19 protein-coding genes are annotated in these 16,426 nt (G+C 69.6%); 9 read left to right on the top strand and 10 right to left on the bottom strand.

The features are described from left to right. Nucleotides 1–31: 31 nt before the first annotated feature. Complete coding sequence (locus LCF40_RS02995) at nucleotides 32–901, bottom strand: sulfatase-like hydrolase/transferase (protein WP_345777840.1); 870 nt, start codon at nucleotides 899–901, stop codon at nucleotides 32–34. Nucleotides 902–1,007: 106 nt separating this feature from the next. Here LCF40_RS02995 and LCF40_RS03000 point away from each other — a divergent pair, with 106 nt between their 5' ends. The 7 genes from LCF40_RS03000 (at nucleotide 1,008) to LCF40_RS03030 (ending at nucleotide 6,653) form a co-directional block, all read left to right on the top strand. After that, nucleotides 1,008–2,981, top strand: coding sequence for an aldo/keto reductase (locus LCF40_RS03000; RefSeq protein ID WP_224827296.1), 1,974 nt, complete (start codon nucleotides 1,008–1,010; stop codon nucleotides 2,979–2,981). A 42-nt stretch (nucleotides 2,982–3,023) separates the two neighbouring features. Continuing rightward, nucleotides 3,024–3,410 carry a DUF7475 family protein gene (locus LCF40_RS03005; protein ID WP_224827297.1) on the top strand — a complete coding sequence of 129 codons (387 nt, stop codon included), beginning with the start codon at nucleotides 3,024–3,026 and terminating at the stop codon, nucleotides 3,408–3,410. 126 nt (nucleotides 3,411–3,536) lie between these two features. Continuing rightward, nucleotides 3,537–4,286 carry a CDP-alcohol phosphatidyltransferase family protein gene (locus tag LCF40_RS03010; protein WP_224827298.1) on the top strand — a complete coding sequence of 250 codons (750 nt, stop codon included), beginning with the start codon at nucleotides 3,537–3,539 and terminating at the stop codon, nucleotides 4,284–4,286. A 25-nt stretch (nucleotides 4,287–4,311) separates the two neighbouring features. After that, nucleotides 4,312–4,779 (top strand): hypothetical protein, encoded by a 468-nt coding sequence (locus LCF40_RS03015; protein ID WP_224827299.1) that lies wholly within the window; start codon nucleotides 4,312–4,314, stop codon nucleotides 4,777–4,779. Nucleotides 4,780–4,836: 57 nt separating this feature from the next. Beyond that, a complete protein-coding gene (locus LCF40_RS03020; protein WP_224827300.1) occupies nucleotides 4,837–5,403 on the top strand; it encodes a phosphatase PAP2 family protein in 567 nt (188 codons plus the stop codon). 154 nt (nucleotides 5,404–5,557) lie between these two features. Further along, nucleotides 5,558–6,148: a 50S ribosomal protein L15e gene (locus tag LCF40_RS03025; RefSeq protein WP_114575759.1), complete on the top strand. Its 591-nt coding sequence runs from the start codon at nucleotides 5,558–5,560 to the stop codon at nucleotides 6,146–6,148. A gap of 70 nt (nucleotides 6,149–6,218) precedes the next feature. Beyond that, entirely contained in the window at nucleotides 6,219–6,653 is a 435-nt protein-coding gene (locus LCF40_RS03030) for a universal stress protein (protein ID WP_224827301.1), read from the top strand. Here the strand turns inward: LCF40_RS03030 and LCF40_RS03035 are convergent. The 4 genes from LCF40_RS03035 to LCF40_RS03050 all read right to left on the bottom strand — a co-directional run bounded on the left by LCF40_RS03035 (nucleotide 6,650) and on the right by LCF40_RS03050 (nucleotide 9,994). Continuing rightward, nucleotides 6,650–7,117, bottom strand: a complete 468-nt coding sequence (locus tag LCF40_RS03035) for a pyridoxamine 5'-phosphate oxidase family protein (RefSeq protein ID WP_224827302.1) — start codon at nucleotides 7,115–7,117, stop codon at nucleotides 6,650–6,652. The genes LCF40_RS03030 and LCF40_RS03035 overlap by 4 nt on opposite strands. 48 nt (nucleotides 7,118–7,165) lie before the next feature. Next, a complete protein-coding gene (locus LCF40_RS03040) occupies nucleotides 7,166–8,533 on the bottom strand; it encodes a PQQ-binding-like beta-propeller repeat protein (RefSeq protein ID WP_224827303.1) in 1,368 nt (455 codons plus the stop codon). A 2-nt stretch (nucleotides 8,534–8,535) separates the two neighbouring features. Then, a complete protein-coding gene (locus LCF40_RS03045; protein ID WP_114575756.1) occupies nucleotides 8,536–9,246 on the bottom strand; it encodes a phosphoribosyltransferase family protein in 711 nt (236 codons plus the stop codon). A gap of 73 nt (nucleotides 9,247–9,319) precedes the next feature. After that, nucleotides 9,320–9,994, bottom strand: coding sequence for a helix-turn-helix domain-containing protein (locus tag LCF40_RS03050; protein WP_224827304.1), 675 nt, complete (start codon nucleotides 9,992–9,994; stop codon nucleotides 9,320–9,322). Between the two features lie 83 nt (nucleotides 9,995–10,077). Here LCF40_RS03050 and LCF40_RS03055 point away from each other — a divergent pair, with 83 nt between their 5' ends. Further along, nucleotides 10,078–10,692 (top strand): methyltransferase family protein, encoded by a 615-nt coding sequence (locus tag LCF40_RS03055; RefSeq protein WP_224827305.1) that lies wholly within the window; start codon nucleotides 10,078–10,080, stop codon nucleotides 10,690–10,692. Here the strand turns inward: LCF40_RS03055 and thrS are convergent. The 4 genes from thrS to LCF40_RS03075 all read right to left on the bottom strand — a co-directional run bounded on the left by thrS (nucleotide 10,689) and on the right by LCF40_RS03075 (nucleotide 14,507). After that, nucleotides 10,689–12,638, bottom strand: a complete 1,950-nt coding sequence (thrS, locus tag LCF40_RS03060; protein ID WP_114575753.1) for a threonine--tRNA ligase — start codon at nucleotides 12,636–12,638, stop codon at nucleotides 10,689–10,691. The two genes, LCF40_RS03055 and thrS, sit on opposite strands and share 4 nt — an antisense overlap. A 192-nt stretch (nucleotides 12,639–12,830) precedes the next feature. Continuing rightward, nucleotides 12,831–13,346, bottom strand: a complete 516-nt coding sequence (pyrE, locus tag LCF40_RS03065) for an orotate phosphoribosyltransferase (protein ID WP_114575752.1) — start codon at nucleotides 13,344–13,346, stop codon at nucleotides 12,831–12,833. A gap of 74 nt (nucleotides 13,347–13,420) precedes the next feature. Continuing rightward, nucleotides 13,421–13,966, bottom strand: coding sequence for a CDP-2,3-bis-(O-geranylgeranyl)-sn-glycerol synthase (locus LCF40_RS03070; protein ID WP_114575751.1), 546 nt, complete (start codon nucleotides 13,964–13,966; stop codon nucleotides 13,421–13,423). Between the two features lie 61 nt (nucleotides 13,967–14,027). Continuing rightward, the gene (locus tag LCF40_RS03075) at nucleotides 14,028–14,507 is read right to left on the bottom strand and encodes an FxLYD domain-containing protein (protein ID WP_224827306.1); all 480 of its coding nucleotides are present in this window, start codon (nucleotides 14,505–14,507) and stop codon (nucleotides 14,028–14,030) included. Nucleotides 14,508–14,681: 174 nt separating this feature from the next. Between LCF40_RS03075 and LCF40_RS03080 the strand changes: the two genes are divergently transcribed. Next, the gene (locus tag LCF40_RS03080; RefSeq protein WP_224827307.1) at nucleotides 14,682–15,725 is read left to right on the top strand and encodes a DUF7972 family membrane protein; all 1,044 of its coding nucleotides are present in this window, start codon (nucleotides 14,682–14,684) and stop codon (nucleotides 15,723–15,725) included. A 26-nt stretch (nucleotides 15,726–15,751) separates the two neighbouring features. On the opposite strand, the gene LCF40_RS03085 is transcribed toward LCF40_RS03080, so the two are convergent. Then, nucleotides 15,752–16,279: an HPP family protein gene (locus tag LCF40_RS03085; RefSeq protein WP_224827308.1), complete on the bottom strand. Its 528-nt coding sequence runs from the start codon at nucleotides 16,277–16,279 to the stop codon at nucleotides 15,752–15,754. Nucleotides 16,280–16,426 lie beyond the last annotated feature (147 nt).

Genomic DNA, 16,426 nt, shown 5'->3' on the forward strand with positions numbered 1-16,426 from the left:
GAGCGTCCCGGAATAAGTCTGTTCCCAACCATCAGCGGTATCCGAGCGCCGCCAGGCGCTCGCGGTCGGTCGCCTCGCCGTGGACGCGGGAGACGGGCAACGGTTCGGGGGGCACAAGCGAGGGGCTCCGGGTCGAGCGGTCGGTGCCGGTCGTCACCGCCCAGGGAACCTCGAGCAGGGCGGGGACGGGCGTGTACATCGGATGGCCGTACAGCCCCCACTCCCCGAAGAGGTTGCCGTGGTCGGCAGTGATCGCGACCCGTCCCTCGACGTTTTCGAGCAGGACCTCGACCTCGCAGAGGACGTACCGGAGGTTCGCCTCGTAGGCCCTCCGGACGCGGCGGCTCCCGATCTCCCCCCGGCGAAGCGAGATCCAGGGGTTCGCCGGGCTGCTCTCCTCGCCCGACCGGACCATTCCCTCGTCTCCCTCGAGGGGGTCGGGAACGAACGGGTGGTGGGGCTGCATGTAGTGGACGACCAGGAACTCGGGGTCGCGTTCGCGGGCGAGTGCGATCGCCCGGTCGGTCACCGCCCGCGCCGGGATCGTCCCCGACTCGTCGTCCCAGGCGTACTTCCAGACCTCGTCCATGGCGGCGAACGCGCCGGCATCGAGGTAGCGGTCGGTCCAGGTGTTGCCGGTGACCATCGCGGTTCGGGCGGTCTCCGGGCGCCCGGGGAACGTGTTCTCGAGCCACTCCGACGAACAGCTCCCGACCGACCGCACCGTCTCGACCTCGCCCAGAAACGGGACGTGGGGCGCGACCGACGCGAGCAGGTCCGCCCGGCAGGCGTCGAGGACGACCAGCACGTCCCACTCGCGCTCGAAGACGTTCTCGCCGTAGTCGAGTCGGCGGCCGACGGCCTGGAGCGTGCGCAGATACGCCGTCCCCAGAGGTCCCATTCCCGGTTCTCTCACGGCCGTCGTTGGACGGCCGCGGGCAAAACCGCTCCGGCGACATCCCGTTCCCGCCGAACCGTATTTGTCCCTCGGGACCTCCCCTCGGAACGTGCACTGCCTGTTCGTCGGAGCCGGGTCGATCGCCGGGGCCTACGCCGACGGCCTCGACGGGAGTCGTCTCGACCCCGCCGGGGTCTGTGACCTCGACGCCGACAGAGCCGAGACCCTCGCGGCCCGCCTCGGCTGTCCGTCCTTTAGCGACCTCGACGCGGCGCTGTCGGCCGTCGAGGCGCCTCTCGTCGTGAATCTGACGAGCCACCGCGCCCACGCTTCGGTGACGCGGACCGCGCTGTCGGCCGGGCGCCACGTCTACTCACAGAAGCCCCTCGCGCTCTCGGCGGAGACGGCCATCGACCTCGTCGAGACGGCCGAGGACCGCGGCCTCGCGCTCGGGTGTGCGCCGGAGTCTCCACGGGGTCCCTCACAGCGCCGGGCGGCGGGCCTGCTTGCCGACGGCCGACTCGGGGCGGTCCGGCTGGGATACGCCCACGCCCACGTCGGACGGGTGACCGACTGGCACGACCGCCCCGAGTCGTTCCTCGAGATCGGGCCGCTGTACGACGGCGGCGTCTACCCGCTCACGCTGCTCGTCTCGTGGTTCGGTCCGGTCGAACACGTACGGGTCGCCGACGCGCTCTCCCCCTGGCCCGGACGCGAGTCCCGGCGGCCGTCGGTTCCCTCCCACGTCGAGGCGACGCTGTCGTTCGCCGACGGCCCGACGGTCAGGCTGACCGCGAGCTTCTACGCCCCACACCGGGCCAGGGAGTTCTACGGGCTCGAGCTTCACGGCGACGACGGCTCGCTGTATCTCGCGGGCAGCGGCGCGATGGACACCGACGAGGACGACCTCCGGTTCGGCCGCCTCGGCCGCGAGTACACCTCCGTTCCCTCACAGTGGCCGACGGAGCCGGCGCGCTACATCGACGGTCCCGACCGGCTCGCGGCGTCCGTCGAGGCAGGGACCCCCGAGCGAGCGACCGGACGCCGGGGCGCCCACGTCGTCGCGGTCTGTAACGCCATCGAGACGGCCGCCGACTCGGGGGGGCCGGTCCCCGTTGCGGGCGTCGGGGCCGCGGCCGACCGGCGCGTCGCTCCGGTGGGGGCGACACCCGCGTCGGGAGGGCACTCCTCCGAGCGGAGCGCACTCCGTCTCCCGGCGGTCGGCTTCGGCTGTTCGCGCTATCGCGACGGGACGTACGTCGATCGCCGGGAGTCGATCGCGACGGCCCTGGATGCGGGCTATCGCCTGCTCGATGGCGCCGAGCTCTACGGCAACGAACGCCGGATCGGCGACCTGCTCGCGGCGCCGGGTTCTCCCGACCGCGAGGCCGTCTTCCTCGTCGGAAAGGTCTGGCGGACGAACCACCGTTCCGATCACCTGCTCGCCGCCTGCGAGGGCAGCCTCTCGGAGCTCGGGATCGACGCCTTCGACTGCTACGCCCTCCACTGGCCGGGGGCCTGGGCCCACCGCGGCCCGCTCGAGCGCCTCGCGGACCTGCCCGTCGCGGAGGCCGAACGGCTCGCCTTCCCCGAGACCGACGACGGCGACCCCGAGACGGCACCGATCGCGCTGGCCGATGCCTGGCGGACCCTCGAAGAAGTCCACGAACGGGGATGGGCGCGAACCCTCGGAATCTGCAACGTCTCGCGCGAGCAGGTCGAGACGGTGCTCGAGGCGGGAACGATCGACCCCGCGCTGGTCTCGGTCGAGCGCCACCCCTACCGGCCGCGTTCGGAGCTGATCGAGTTCTGTCACGAGCGCGGGATCCGGGTCGTCGCCCACGCGCCGCTTTCGGCCCCCGGACTGCTCGATGAGCCCGTACTCGCCGAGATCGGCGCCGAGTACGGGCTGTCGCCCACCGGCGTCGTCGTCGCCTGGAACCGGAGCGAGGGCGTCGTTCCGATCCCCTCGAGCACCACGACCGAACACGTCGTGGCGAACCTGGCCGCAGGGGCCACCCGGCTCTCCGACCGCGACCGCGACCGCGTCGCCTCGCTCGCCGATCCCGGCTTCGAGCGGTGAGCCGACGGTGTGACTATGTGTCCCTACCACGTTGTGGGTGCCATGAGCACGGCCACGACCCGCGAAACGGCATCCGGTATCGACGCACTCGGCGCGATCCACTGGCTCGGCGTCCTCGCTGCCCTCGTCTCGGCCGGCGTCCACCTCCTGTTGGGGGTACGAATGATCCCCTCGGCGCTCGGCATCAGTTTCGTCCTCGCCGGCCTCGGCTTCGTCGGGGGGGTCGTCCTCGTCCTCGCCGGCGTCCGGCGCCGGGCGGTGTACGCCGTCGGCATCCCGTTCACCGCGATCCAGATCGTCCTCTGGTACGCGGTCAACTTCGCGGGGACGGACGCCTCGATCCCCGGCGACGTCGGCACCCTGGGCGCGGTGGACAAGATCGCACAGGTCGTCCTCCTCGCCGTGTTGGTGGTCCTGGTGCGCCGATAACCGGCGCCCGCGTGCTTATGGCTCTCCGGTCCTCGACGTGGGGACGAACGTGTCGATGGCGCCGGCGAACCGGGGTCGTGTGAACGGCGAGGGTCGGTCGCGCGAGCGCCGCCTGGGGGGAGGGTGATGGCCAACAGCGAGCCCAGCGCCCGCGTCCGGTCCGGCGTCTTCCTCGTCGGGCCGGCGGTCGCCGCGGGCTGTCTGATGGCTATCCTCTGGCCGCTGTTCGCTCTCGGCGACACACCGACGATCCTCCCGGTGCTCGTCGTCGGGGTGGCCTGGACGGGTCAGCTCTGGTACGTCAACTACGCCGTCGGGGCGAAATCGACCCTCGGCAGGCTCGGCCTGGCGAACGCGCTGACGATCCTCCGGGGGGCGCTGTACGCGGTCGTCGCGGGGTTCGTCGTCGTCCCCGCGGGGACGGCGCTGGCGTGGGTCCCCGCGGCGTGTTACGGTGCCGGCGTCCTCGTGGACAGACTCGACGGCGCCGTCGCGCGCACGGTCGGCCGGGAGACGGAACTCGGGCGGCGCCTGGACATGGCGTTCGACACGTTCGGGTTCGCCGCCGCGCCCCTCGTCGCGGTGCTCTGGGGCCTGTTGCCGGCGTACTACCTCGTCCTTTCGGCTGCGCGGTACGTCTTTGTCGCCGCCGTCGGACTCCACCGCCGGCGGGGCGGGCAGGTCCACCCGCTTCCGGACAGCGACCTCGGGAAGTACCTCGCGGGCGGCCAGATGGCGTTCGTGACCGTCGCGCTCGCGCCGCCCGCACCGACCGGCCTCGTCCACGCCGTCGCACCCGTCGTCCTCGCGCCCTCGCTTGCCGTCTTCGCGCGCGACTACCTCTACGCCACCGGCCGGCTCGGCGCCGAGGACTGATCCCCTTTCGAACCCCACGAACGGTATGCTCTTTCCGACCCACCTCCTCGCGGCGGCGTTGCTCTCCCGGGTCACGCGGCTGCCGGCGGCGTGGCTCGTCGTCGGCGCGGCGGTTCCCGACCTCGTCGACAAGCCACTGGGGGTCCTCGGCGTGACCGCCTTGTTTCACTCCGTGGGCCACTCGCTGGTCCTGGCCGTCGTCGTCGTGCCGATCGCGCTCTCGGGGCGGGCCGGCCTGGCGGTCGCGACGGGATGGGCGTCCCATCTCGCCCTCGACGTGACCCACGTCGTCGTCAACGGCCGGCCCGCCGACGCGTTGTTCGCGTTCTGGCCCCTGATCTCGCCGCCGGATCCGCTCGGGCTCCCGCCGGGCGCGTTCGTCGGGTACTATCTCGGTTCGCCCGCGTTCTTCATCGAGGTCGCCGTCTGGACGACGCTGGCGGCCGTCGCTCTCCGGAGTCGTCTCCGGGCTCGCCGGGCCGACGCGGGGTGATCGATCGCGGGGTGGCCGACCAGTGAGACTAATCCCGCGCGGCCGTAGCGTCGGTGCATGGACGCCGTTCTCGTCGAACTGCTGGAGGTCGTCGTGTGGCTCGACCACCGCGCGGTCGAACTGATGCTCGCGATTCGACACCCGGTGGTGACGAAGTTGCTGACGTCGGTGACGGGCCTCGGGTCGGCAACCGCGGCGCTCGTCTTCCTCGGCGTGTGCAGGCTCGCGGGGTGGACCGACGAACTCCGGTCGGCCGGGATCGCCCTCGGGCTCGCCGGCATCGCCGTCCTGGCGTTGATGTGGACGATCCGGCGCCCGTTCCCCCCGGAGCCGGTCTGTCTGACCGACGGGTCCCCCACGGTCGCCACCTCCTTTCCGTCCGGACACGCCGCCGTCGTGGCGGTGTACGCGATGACGGCCCGTCGCTCGGCCGTAGTGCCGGTCGCCCCGGTCGCCGTCCTGGCGGGGGCGGTCGCGGTCTCCCGGGTCTATCTGGGGACCCACTACGCCTCGGATACGCTCGCGGGGCTCGTGATCGGCGTCTGTGCGTTCGTCCTCGCCCTCCGGCTCCGCGAGCGTTTCGACCTTGACGCCGCCGTCGCGGGGCTTCGGTCCCGTCAATGACTCCCGCCGTCGGGGTTCGAAGCCCTTATACTCACAAACCGGATAGCTGGGGGCAACTACTGGACGGCGGGCACCAGTGGGCACCCGTTCGGAATCGGCCACGGGTCGGCATGTGACCTCTCGGGGTTGAACCGGAAACGCCCGCAGGTACACCATGGCAAAGAGCTTCTACTCACACATCAAGGAGGCATGGAAGGACCCCGGCGACGGAAAGCTCGGGGAGCTCCAGTGGCAACGAAAACAGGAGTGGCGCGACCAGGGCGCCATCGAGCGCATCGAGCGCCCGACCCGCCTCGACAAGGCCCGCGGACTGGGCTACAAGGCAAAACAGGGCGTCGTCGTCGCACGCGTCGCCGTCCGGAAGGGCACTGCCCGCAAGCAACGCCACAAGGCGGGCCGGCGATCGAAGCGCCAGGGCGTCAACCGGATCGGCCGCCGGAAGAACATCCAGCGCATCGGTGAGGAGCGCGTCACCCGGAAGTATCCCAACCTGCGGGTGCTCAACAGTTACTGGGTCGGGGAGGACGGCTCCCAGAAGTGGTTCGAAGTGATCCTCGTCGATCCGAACCACCCGGCGATCGAGAACGACGACGACCTGGGCTGGATCTGTGGCGACGACCACGAGAACCGCGCGCTGCGCGGACTCACCGGGGCCGGCAAGAAGAACCGTGGTCTCGACAACCGCGGCACGGGCGCCGAGAAGGTCCGTCCGAGCAACAACGGCGACCGCGGCCGCGGGAAGTAACGGCTTGCGTCGTCGGGAACCTTGTGACGCGTGGCGGGCACTTATTCCGGTGGCGACCGTATCGCCAACCATGGCGTCACACGTACTCGTCCCGGTCGACGACTCGGAGCGATCCGCAGACGCCCTCGAGTTCGCCCTGAACGAACACCCCGACGCCCGGATCACCGCGATCCACGTGATCGATCCCTCGGACTTCTACGCGGCGACGAGCGTCGAGACCGGCGGGATGGTGGACTACGAGCAGCTCCGCCAGAGCCACGAGACCCGCGCGGACGGGATCCTCAAGGACGCCCGCGAGCAGGCAGCCGAGCACGGCATAGAGATCGAGACCGACGACGTCGTCGGCAGCGTCCCGGGGTCGATCGTCGACTACGCCGAGGAGGAGGGCGTCGACCACGTCGTGATCGGTAGTCACGGCCGGACCGGTGCGAGCAGGATTCTCCTGGGAAGCGTCGCCGAAACCGTCGCCCGGCGGTCGCCGGTGCCGGTGACGATCGTCCGCTAGCGCTCCGGAACCGACGCGAGACTTCCCGCGTACGACTGGTCGCGGGCGACGACGGTCTCCGGTTCGAAGCGGATCAGTCCCCAGCGGTCGGGATCGAGGTCGTGGAACATCGGATCCCATTCCTCGCGGTCGGGGCCGAGATACTTTCCGAGCAGGTGCTCGACGCGTTTGCCGTCGAGCGGGACGATCGAGGCCTCTCCGCGCATCCCGACGTGTCTGACCAGTCCCTCCGTCGGATCGAAGTCGACGACCGCAAGCGCCGTCTCCGGACGCTCGCGGACGCGTTTCGCATAGGACTTCTCGACGGTGTCGGCGATGATCCAGACGCACTCGTCCTCCCAGAGAAACCACAGCGGTGATATCCGGGGACGGCCCTCCGGGGTCGCGGCTCCCAGGAAACAGAACAGCGGACGGTCGAGCACCGCCTCGATCCCCTTCTCGAGGGTGTTCTCGACGATCTCCATGGACCCAACGATGGGCCGGGGGGACGAATAGGTTTCCCGAACCGAGTTTCAGGAGTCGCCGACCAGGCAGTAGGCGTGGCCCGGGACGTCGACGATCACGTCGGCGTCCTCGCCGTCGTAGTTCGAGACGACCGCGCGTTCGGCGTAGTAGATCCGGCCGTCGCGGGGGACGACCTCGCTCGTGACGGTGCCCCGGTTCCCCACGCGCCACCGCCGGTCTCCGGTCTCCGCGTCGAGGGCGTAGGCGCCCGTGTCGTAGGAGCCGACGAGGACCGTCTCCCCCGTGGTGGCGAGTGCGCCGATGACGTCGCCGCCGACGTCGGCCCGCCAGACCTCCTCGCCGGTTCCCGCATCGAGCGCGCGGACGGAGTCGTCGTGGCCGCCCATGTAGACGACGTCGCGCTCGGGGTCGACCGCGGGGTCGCACATCACCCGCTTTCCGGTGTCGATCGACCACTCCTCGCTCCCGTCGGAAAGCGAGACCCGGTAGAAACGACCGTCCCAGGAGCCGAAAAACGCCGCGCTGTCGTAGAGCGCGGTCGTCCCCTTGAGCTGGGCGCCCCAGGTGAACGCGCCCCCTTCCTGGGGGTCGCCGTCGGGGCCGTCGGGGCCGCCGGCCTGGAACTCCCAGGCGAACTCCAGGGAGGGGAACTCCCAGGCGTAACAGACGCCGTCGTTCGAGGCCGTCACCAGCCGCTCGGCGTCGGGATCGATCGCTATCGAGGGGTGGGGCATCCCCCAGATCCGGTCGTCCGACCAGAGGGTCGCGCCCGTCTCCGCGTCGACGGCCCACAGCGCCCCCTCCTTCGGCCGGCGGTACTCGATGGCGACGTAGAGGACGCCCTCCCAGTAGGCCGGGCTCGAGCCGATCGCGACGGGGTCGTCGAAGGAATCGGTCCGCCACAGCACCTCGCCACTGGCGACGTCGAAGGCGTACAGCGCCCCGTCGTAGCCGCCGACGTAGGCGACGCCGTCGACGACGGCGGGCGTCCCGTGAAACCCCTGGTAGGTCGCCTCGGTCTGTGTGGTCCAGAGGTGGCGCCCTTTCGGATCGCGGGCGTGGACCCGGCCGCTGTCGGCCGGAATGATGACCGTCTCGCCGTCGGGGGTCGGAAGCGGCGTCGACTTCGCGGCGGTGTGGCCGATGTAGTTCGCCGGGATCGCCCAGTTCTTCGAGACGGAGTCCGGAACGGTTTCGTCGGGGTAGTAGCCCAGCCGCCGGAGCCCGCCCCGGTACATCGTGATCGCGTCGTCGTCGGGGTACGTTTCGGTGTAGGGAAGCGGGTCGTGGGCGAGGTCGCCCTGGTCGCGGTCGTAGGTATGGGAGTCCGCCCTGGGCGAGGTACAGCCCGCGAGCCCGACCAGACCGGCAGCACTGACGGCCTCGAGGAGCCGGCGGCGGTCGGGAACCGGCACGGTCAGACCCTCGTCAGCGCGCCGACGGGCGCGTCGGTTCGCGCGCGGGCGCGTTCGATCCCCTCCTCGCCGGCGGCGATCAGCGCAAAGACGCCCGCGACGGAGGCGTCCGCGCTCCCGACGATGTCCAAGAGGAGCTCCTGGGTCTCGCCCGAGCGGATGAGGTCGTCGACGACGAGCACCGAATCGCCGGGCTCGATCGCCTCCGCGGGGAGGTAGTAGGTGAGTTCGATCCCCGACTCGAGGCGCTTGCGGGCCTCGATGAACTCCTCGACGGCGGTCTCCTTGCTTTTTTTCGCGTAGGCACACCGGACCCCGGCGTCGCTCGCCAGCGAGGCCGCGAGCGTGATCCCGTCGGTCGCCGCGGTGAGCACGACGTCCGGGCGGTCGAACTCGAATGCCGTCGAGACGACGGGCGCGACGAGGTCCAAAAAGGGCTGGTCGAAGACGGCCCCCGAGTTGTCGACGTAACCCTCGCCGTCGACCCGGATCCGGGCCTCGAGTTCACGCTCGATTGCGGCCCGGCCGACGTCCTCGACGATCCGCTCTGCGCGGTCTACCCCCGGGAGGACGTGGCCGTTAACGTATCTGTTGAGATCCCCCGCCGGCAGGCCGGTCTCCGCTGCGAGCTCGTCGTAGGTCCGCGTCTCCTTCAGCACGGAGAGCACGTCGACGGCCCGCAACTGGAGGACGGCCTTCTCGGCTCTGTTCATGCCCGTTCTGGGCCTCTCCACGGCCATGTGGGTTTCGATCGCGAGCGTCCCGGGGATGGCCACGTTCGTGGCCTCACGAACGGTGCCCGCGCCGCTCGACCAGCCGGCGGACGACCCGCGCTTGTCCCTTCTGGAGCAGGGTCGCGGCCGTACTCGGGGCACAACCCAGCTCGTCGGCCACGTCCTCGACGCCCGCCTCGCGGGGGACCTCGAAGTAGCCGAGGTCGGCTCCCGCCGAGAGCGCCTCGAGCTGGCGGTCCGTGAGCTCGCCCCCGATCGGCGCCGACCGGGCGTCGTACTCCCCGATCGTCCGGACCGTGACGCCGATCTCGTCGGGGAGGCCCTCCATCATCGCCTGGAGGTCCGTACCCGAGCCGACGACGGTCATCGAGAAGTCCGCGTTCGCGTCGTAGACGATCGGCGGGACGACCAGCAGGTTCAGGGCGGCAAACGCCCCGCGCCACCGGACGTCCTCCGTGCGGGTCTCCTGGCAGACGTAGACGTAGAACGCGTCGTCGTCGATCGGCGTCAGGTCGTACCACCGGACCGACTCGACGCCCTCGATCGCCTCCCGGTAGGGGTCGAGGTCGGCCTCCGTGTAGAACAGCTCGTACTCCACTCCCTCCCTGCCGGCGACGTTCCAGGCGACGAGCTCCTCGCGGCGGACGACCTCCCGCTCGCGAATGAACCGCTGCATCGGGTGGAGCATCTGCTCCGGTTGCGAGAGGTGGACGTCGAGATACTTCATGGCGGTTCCTGACCGCGCTTTGTTATAAATGATCTAGTGAGTCCGCGAGAAGCTCCAGGCCTCCCGCGACCCGACGATCGGACATGATCGGAGATGGTTTCGCGTCCGTGTCGCTGACGACGGCCGCGTTCGCCGTCGCCCTCGTCCTCGTCGTCGCCAACCTGTCCGCCATCGTCGCCAGCGCCGTCGGGGTCGCCGACCTTTGGCCGCCCGGCGAGCGGGGCTGGTACTTCTACGCCCACTGGGGGCTCTCCCAGGTCGTCAACGTCGCCCTGTTCGCGCTGGCGATCGGAGACTGGGGCTCGCTCGGCCTGCCGATCCCCGTGGTGGCCGCCGGTGGCATCCTCTTCATCGGCGGGATGGCCGCCGCGCTGGCCGCGGGCTACGACCTCGGCGTCTCCGAAACCTCGGGACTCGAGGGCGACCTCCGGACCGGCGGCTGGTATCGCTACTCGCGGAACCCCCAGTACGTCGCCTACGTCGTCGCGACCGTCGGCTTCGCCGTCGTGGCGAACTCGGTCCTGGTGGCCGCCGTCTGTCTCCCCCTCTTCGGCTGGTGGCTCGCGCTCCCTCTCGCCGAGGAACCCTGGCTCCGCGAGCAGTATGGAAGAGCGTACGAGCGGTATGCCGAGCAAACGCCGCGATTCGTCGGCCGGAAAACGTTCCGGGAACTCGCTGGATCGCGCTCGTCCGTTTAATCGGCGAGGAAGTCAGGCTCCGACCGCTTCTCCGCGCGTTCGGCCTCGAGATGTTCGCGGAACTCGCCGGTTCCGACGTCGAACTCCTGGTCCTCGAAGCGGTCCCGGACCGAGATCGTTCCCTCGTCCTCCTCGTCGTCGCCGACGATGATCTGGTAGGGAACCCGGTCGTCGTGGGCCGCCCGGATCTTCCGTTCGAGGGTCGCGTCCCGGTCGTCGACCTCGATCCGGAAGCCCTCGAACTCGTTTGCGACGCGGTGGGCGTAGCCGAGGTTGTCGTCGCTGATCGGCAACACCCGGACCTGTTCGGGCGCGAGCCAGAGCGGGAACCGGCCCTCGTAGTGCTCGATGAGCATCATGAAGAAGCGCTCGTAGGAGCCATACAGCGCGCGGTGGATCATCACCGGCTCGTGTTCCTCGTTGTCCTCGCCGACGTAGGAGAGATCGAAGCGGTCGGGCATGTTGAAGTCGAGTTGGACGGTGGGGCCATCCCACCCCCGGCCGATGGCGTCCTCGAACTCGAAGTCGATCTTCGGGCCGTAGAATGCGCCGTCGCCCTCCTCTACGTCGTAGTCGTAGTTTCGCTTCTCGAGGACGCTCTCGAGTTGGTCCTCGGCGCGCTCCCAGATCTCGTCGCCGCCGACGGACTTCTCGGGGCGGGTCGCAAGCGCCATCCCGTAGTCGAGGTCGAACGTCTCCAGGACCTCGATGATCACGTCCATGATCGCCTCGACCTCGCGTTCGATCCCCTCGGGGGTGAGAAAGAGGTGGCCGTCATCGATCGTGAACGCCCAGGTCCGCGAGAGTCCCGAAAGCTCGCCGCGCTGTTCCTTGCGATACACTTTGCCGTTTTCTGCATAGCGGATCGGGAGGTCCCGGTAGCTCCAGGAGTGGTCCTGGAAGATCGCGGCGTGTCCGGGACAGTTCATGGGTTTGAGGCCGAACTCGTCGTCGTCGACGTCGAAGACGAACATGTCGTCGACGTAGTTCTCGTAGTGGCCCGACTTGTGCCAGAGGTCCGTCTTGAACACGTGGGGCGTCTCGACGTAGTCGTAGCCCGCGTCCTCGTTGAGCTCCTCGACGAAGCGTTCGAGTTCGCGCAGGACGGTCTTCCCGGCCGGGTGATAGAGCGGGAGTCCCGGCCCCGTCACGTCCTGGATCGAGAAGAGGTCCATCTCCGCGCCGATCTTGCGGTGATCGCGCTCTTCGGCCTCCTCCATCCGCGTGAGGAACGCCTCGAGGTCGGTCTCGCTCTCGAACGCGGTCCCGTAAATCCGGGTTTGCATCGGATTCTCTTCGTCGCCGCGCCAGTAAGCGCCCGCGATCTCGAGGAGCTTTACCACGCCGACCTCGCCGGTCGATTCGACGTGGGGGCCCGCACAGAGGTCCGCCCACTCGCCCTGGCCGTAGAACGTGACCTGCTCGCCCTCCTCGGCGAGCTCTTCGAGGAGTTCGAGCTTGTAGGGTTCGTCCGCGAGCCGGTCGCGGGCTTCCTCGATCGACACCTCCTCGCGTTCGATCTCGTAATCGGCGGCGACGATCTCCTCGATTTCGGCCTCGAGGGCGGCGAAGTCGTCTTCGTCTACGTCGAGGTCGTCGAAGTCGTAGTAGAAGCCGTCGTCGGTCGGTGGGCCGATGGCGAGCTTCGGGTCGTCGAACTGGCGTTCGACGGCCTGGGCGAGACAGTGGGCCGCCGAGTGGCGCATCACCCGGAGGTACTCCTCGCTGTCCTCGGTGACGATCTCGAGACGGGCGCCGTCGTACACCGGCTCTTCTTTGGCGACGAGCTCGCCGTCGAGTTTGCCCGCGACGGTGTCGCTGCCGAGACCGGGACCGATCTCGTAGGCGCAGTCCTCGACGGTCGCGCCCGCCTCGACGGCGAGCTCCGAGCCGTCCGGCAGGACGACGGCGATCTCCGATCGTGACTCCGAATCTGGTTCTGACATGGCTGTAGGGTGGTCAGGGTGGTCCGTTCGCGGGCCCGCGCTCGCGGTCGCTTCCCGTGCCGTCGGCTGGTCGATCGAGAGAGACGGGACGGGGTAGGTGTGGGTTAGAAGCGGGCGCGGACCCCTGTAAAACGGACACCTACCATCGTGGCTACGGGTAGTTCCGACCGGGATAAAAGCGTTGTGATGCCCTCACTGTGCGTCGAGCAGGTCGCTCGCGGTCACGAGCGCCTCCATCTCGACGCCGGCGTCCTCGACGGCCTCGCGGCCACCCTCCTCGCGGTCGACGACGACGAGGGCGCGCTCGACGGTTGCGCCCGCGGATCGGAGGGCCTCGACGGCATCGACCAGGCTCGTTCCCGTGGTGACGACGTCCTCGACGACGACGACCTCCTCGCCGGCTTCCAGGTCGCCCTCGATTACGTTCCCCGTGCCGTACTCCTTGCGCTGTTTGCGCGCGATGACGTAGGGGAGGCCGCCGGCGACGCTCGCGGCCGCCGCGAGGGGGACGCCGCCCAGGGCGACGCCCGCGAGTTTCGTCCCGCGAGCACGCTCGGCGAAGGCGTCGGCGATCGCACGCAGGCAGTCGGGATCGGTCTCGAAGCGGTACTTGTCGACGTAGTAGTCACTGGTGCCCCCGTGGGAGAGCTCGAACTCGCCGTAGCGGACGGCGTCGGCCGCCCGGAGTGCGTCGAGTATGTCGGTCATCGCTCGGAGGCGCGGGCCCGACGGGGATAAACGGTCCGGAGCACGCCCGTCGTAGCCAGGCTGGCGCGGCCCGATTACCAGGGTTCGTCCTTCAGCCCCAACCGATAGGCGACGGCGTTCGTCGAGACGTGGAGCAGGGGCGTGATGACCAGGATCACGGCAAGCACCGGCAGGGTGAACGTCTCCACGAACCAGTCGGGGGCGGCGAGGAAGGCGAGCAACAGGGAGACGACGACGAAGTCCAGTTGATCGAGCCCGGGAAAGGCGGCCCCGCGCTCGCGGCCCGTCCGGCGCTTGAGAAAGGAGGCGAGGACGTCGCCGAGCATCGCGCCGAACGGAAGCGCGAGGATCACTGCGGGGGGAAACGTCGGCAGGTCGGCGCCGAGAGCGGCCCCGACGTCGCCGGCGACGGCGTTCAGGGCGACGGCGAGGAGGGCGCCGGCGGCGGTGCCGACGGCGGTCCCTCGCCAGCTCTTCCCGTCGCCCAAGATCCGCCGCCCGCCCCAGGTCCGCCCGCCGTCGATCGGGCGCCCGCCGCCGGCGAGCACCGCCGCGTTGTTGGGGACGTAGGCGGGAAGCATCGCCCAGACGGCGACGGCGATCGTCTCGAGTACGGTCATGGCGGGCCGAACGGACGGTCCCCTCTTAAAGCGGCCGGTAGCCGCGGTGGCCGTCGTCCGGTTACGACGGCGTTCCGAGGGCGGCGATGTCGTAGCTCGCGATGGCAGTGGGGGCCTGGAGGACGACGACCGTGAACGACCAGCGCTCGCCGCCGTCCAGGTCGCCGGCCCGGGCGAGATACCAGCCGAGGTAGTCGCCGGCGTCGTCGTACACCCGGACCCGGACCTCGGCGATGTCGATCGGGTCGCCGGTATTCTCGACGACGCCCTGGACCGTCGAGCCGAGGTAGCCGTCCTCGAGGACGAACTCGTGCTCGCGGAGCTTGATCGCCTCGAGGGCGGTCGCCGACTGGTGGGGGCTGGTGATCGCGACCCCCTCGGCGGCGATCAGCTCCTCGACGGAGCGGCCCTCGCCGTCGGCGTCGATCTCGCCGTCCTCGTAGGTCGGGTCCCCGCCGCCGTCGCTACAGCCGGCGAGAGCGGTCGCGGTTCCGGCGCCGACGGCGGCAAGCAGGCGGCGACGGCTCGTCGCGGGCGTCATCGGGAGCGATCCCTCGTACGGACGGCGGTTCCGGTCATGGTCGTCCGGAGGAGGCGGCTCCATTTCAGTGTGATCCTTGAATCCGCTCCCCGGGGGCGGAGCCGCCGGGCTCCGAGGGCGCGAACCGACTGCGCAACGCGGGACGTTTTTACTCCGTACGCGAAACGGGAGGACATGAGCGACGTCGAACCCGGTGACGGGAACCCGTATGCCCTCGATGAGGGGGAGCCGGGTGTGGTCGCCAGGCTCCGGGACTGGATCCTGCTCGACGGGGACCGGCTGGTCCTCGCGGCGATGCTCTCAGCGGCGATCTTCGTTCTCTTTCTCGGACTGAACGCCCTCGACGTGATCGCCTTTACTAACGACAACTCGATCACCCGAGCGGCGAGCGGGATGGTCGCAGGGACGTTCTCGCTCGTGACGCTCGTCGTCTCGATCAACCAGCTCATCCTCTCGCGGGAGTTCTCGGCCGTCGGCGAGGCCCGCGAGCGGCTTGAGGGCGTCATGGACCTCCGTCGCGAGGTCGAAGCGGCCGCCGAGGTCCCGGCGAGCCCGACCGCCCCGGCGCGCCTGCTCAAGCTCCTCCTCGAGACGATCCACGCCAGGGCGGGAACGCTCGCGGAGAGCGTGGAGGGCCAGGAGAACGAGGAGGTCCGGGAGGCGGTCGGGGAGTACGCCGACTATGTCCGGGAGAGTACCGACCGGATCGACCGACGCATCGACGGCGCCCGTTCGGACACGTTCGAGGCGCTTTCGGCCTCGGTCCGCTACGACGACGCCTGGCAGTTCTACCTCGCAAGACGCCTTCGGAACCGACACGAGGAGGAGCTCAACCGGGGAAGTATCGAGGCGTTCGACGACCTGGTCGAGGCCGTAGAGCGCTTCGGCGTCGCCCGCGAGCAGTTCAAGACGACGTACCTCCAGCGCGAACTCACCCGTTTCTCCCAGCTGACGATCCTCTGTGGGGTGCCGGCGATCCTCTCGGCGCTGCTGATCGGCTTTCTGTACGCCGACGTCGGCGGCCCCGCGATCGCCGTCGATCGCCTCCCGGTCGTCGTCTGTGCGTTGCTCACGGTCATCGTCTCGCCGCTCGCGCTGATGGCGTCGTACATCCTCCGGACCGCGACGATCACGCGCCGGACCGCCTCGACCGGGCCGATGCTGCCCGGCAAGGAGTTTCGGGACCGGCCGTTCGAGCGCCGGGACGGCGAGGAGTGATCCTCGCGGGACCGGGCCCCAGCGGTTCACTGTGGCGGCTCGTCGACTCCCGTCGTCGGAAGCACGTGATCGGCGACGGCGAGAGCGGAGATGGCGAACATGATGATCGCCGCGTCCAGCAGACTGGTCAGTAGCCCCAGGCCGACGATGAGCGTGGTCGCACACGCCGGAGCGTGGCGCAGATCGGTTCGAAGCATCGCGGCGGTCGTCAGTCCGACGGCGACGAACCCCGCACCGGTCAGTTGCAGTCCCGGCATCGAAAACGCCGGCGGGAGGTCGGTGACCGTGAGGCCGGGGGCGATCGTATGGTAGGCGATCAGCCCGCCGATCACGCCGAACAGGTGGCCGCCGATCGTCCGCTGCCACTGGCTCGTGGCCGCCGACGGGGTCACGGCCAGTGCGTACGCCGAGGGGCCGAGGCTCGGAAACAGGAACGGCTGTCCCGTCGCCCAGGCCAGCAAGACGAGAAGTACGAGAAGACTCAGCGTCCGCCCCGTCGAGAGCAGCGCCTCGCTCGTGGTCGGACGGTCCCTCAGCGGCTCCAGTACCTCCATACCGTCAGTTCATACTACGGGAGAAAAACGCACTCGCTTGCACACTGATCGGCCCGCGCCGGAATCTAACTGGATACTGTCACGACTCGAACGATCGGGCCAGGGATTCGAGACGGGAGAGGCGGGCCGGTATCGTGATTCGATGTC

The sequence above is a fragment of the Saliphagus infecundisoli genome (assembly GCF_020177375.1).
GTDB lineage: Archaea > Halobacteriota > Halobacteria > Halobacteriales > Natrialbaceae > Saliphagus > Saliphagus infecundisoli.

Bases quoted from the DNA above. Each gene is read 5' to 3' on its own strand.
- LCF40_RS02995 (WP_345777840.1), bottom strand. From the start codon at position 901: ATGGGACCTCTGGGGACGGCGTATCTGCGCACGCTCCAGGCCGTCGGC.
- LCF40_RS03015 (WP_224827299.1), top strand. From the start codon at position 4,312: ATGCTCTTTCCGACCCACCTCCTCGCGGCGGCGTTGCTCTCCCGGGTC.
- LCF40_RS03050 (WP_224827304.1), bottom strand. From the start codon at position 9,994: ATGAAGTATCTCGACGTCCACCTCTCGCAACCGGAGCAGATGCTCCAC.
- LCF40_RS03075 (WP_224827306.1), bottom strand. From the start codon at position 14,507: ATGACGCCCGCGACGAGCCGTCGCCGCCTGCTTGCCGCCGTCGGCGCC.
- LCF40_RS03010 (WP_224827298.1), top strand. From the start codon at position 3,537: ATGGCCAACAGCGAGCCCAGCGCCCGCGTCCGGTCCGGCGTCTTCCTC.
- LCF40_RS03030 (WP_224827301.1), top strand. From the start codon at position 6,219: ATGGCGTCACACGTACTCGTCCCGGTCGACGACTCGGAGCGATCCGCA.
- LCF40_RS03085 (WP_224827308.1), bottom strand. From the start codon at position 16,279: ATGGAGGTACTGGAGCCGCTGAGGGACCGTCCGACCACGAGCGAGGCG.
- LCF40_RS03025 (WP_114575759.1), top strand. From the start codon at position 5,558: ATGGCAAAGAGCTTCTACTCACACATCAAGGAGGCATGGAAGGACCCC.
- LCF40_RS03035 (WP_224827302.1), bottom strand. From the start codon at position 7,117: ATGGAGATCGTCGAGAACACCCTCGAGAAGGGGATCGAGGCGGTGCTC.
- LCF40_RS03020 (WP_224827300.1), top strand. From the start codon at position 4,837: ATGGACGCCGTTCTCGTCGAACTGCTGGAGGTCGTCGTGTGGCTCGAC.
- pyrE (WP_114575752.1), bottom strand. From the start codon at position 13,346: ATGACCGACATACTCGACGCACTCCGGGCGGCCGACGCCGTCCGCTAC.
- LCF40_RS03070 (WP_114575751.1), bottom strand. From the start codon at position 13,966: ATGACCGTACTCGAGACGATCGCCGTCGCCGTCTGGGCGATGCTTCCC.
- LCF40_RS03005 (WP_224827297.1), top strand. From the start codon at position 3,024: ATGAGCACGGCCACGACCCGCGAAACGGCATCCGGTATCGACGCACTC.
- LCF40_RS03045 (WP_114575756.1), bottom strand. From the start codon at position 9,246: ATGAACAGAGCCGAGAAGGCCGTCCTCCAGTTGCGGGCCGTCGACGTG.
- LCF40_RS03080 (WP_224827307.1), top strand. From the start codon at position 14,682: ATGAGCGACGTCGAACCCGGTGACGGGAACCCGTATGCCCTCGATGAG.
- LCF40_RS03055 (WP_224827305.1), top strand. From the start codon at position 10,078: ATGATCGGAGATGGTTTCGCGTCCGTGTCGCTGACGACGGCCGCGTTC.
- thrS (WP_114575753.1), bottom strand. From the start codon at position 12,638: ATGTCAGAACCAGATTCGGAGTCACGATCGGAGATCGCCGTCGTCCTG.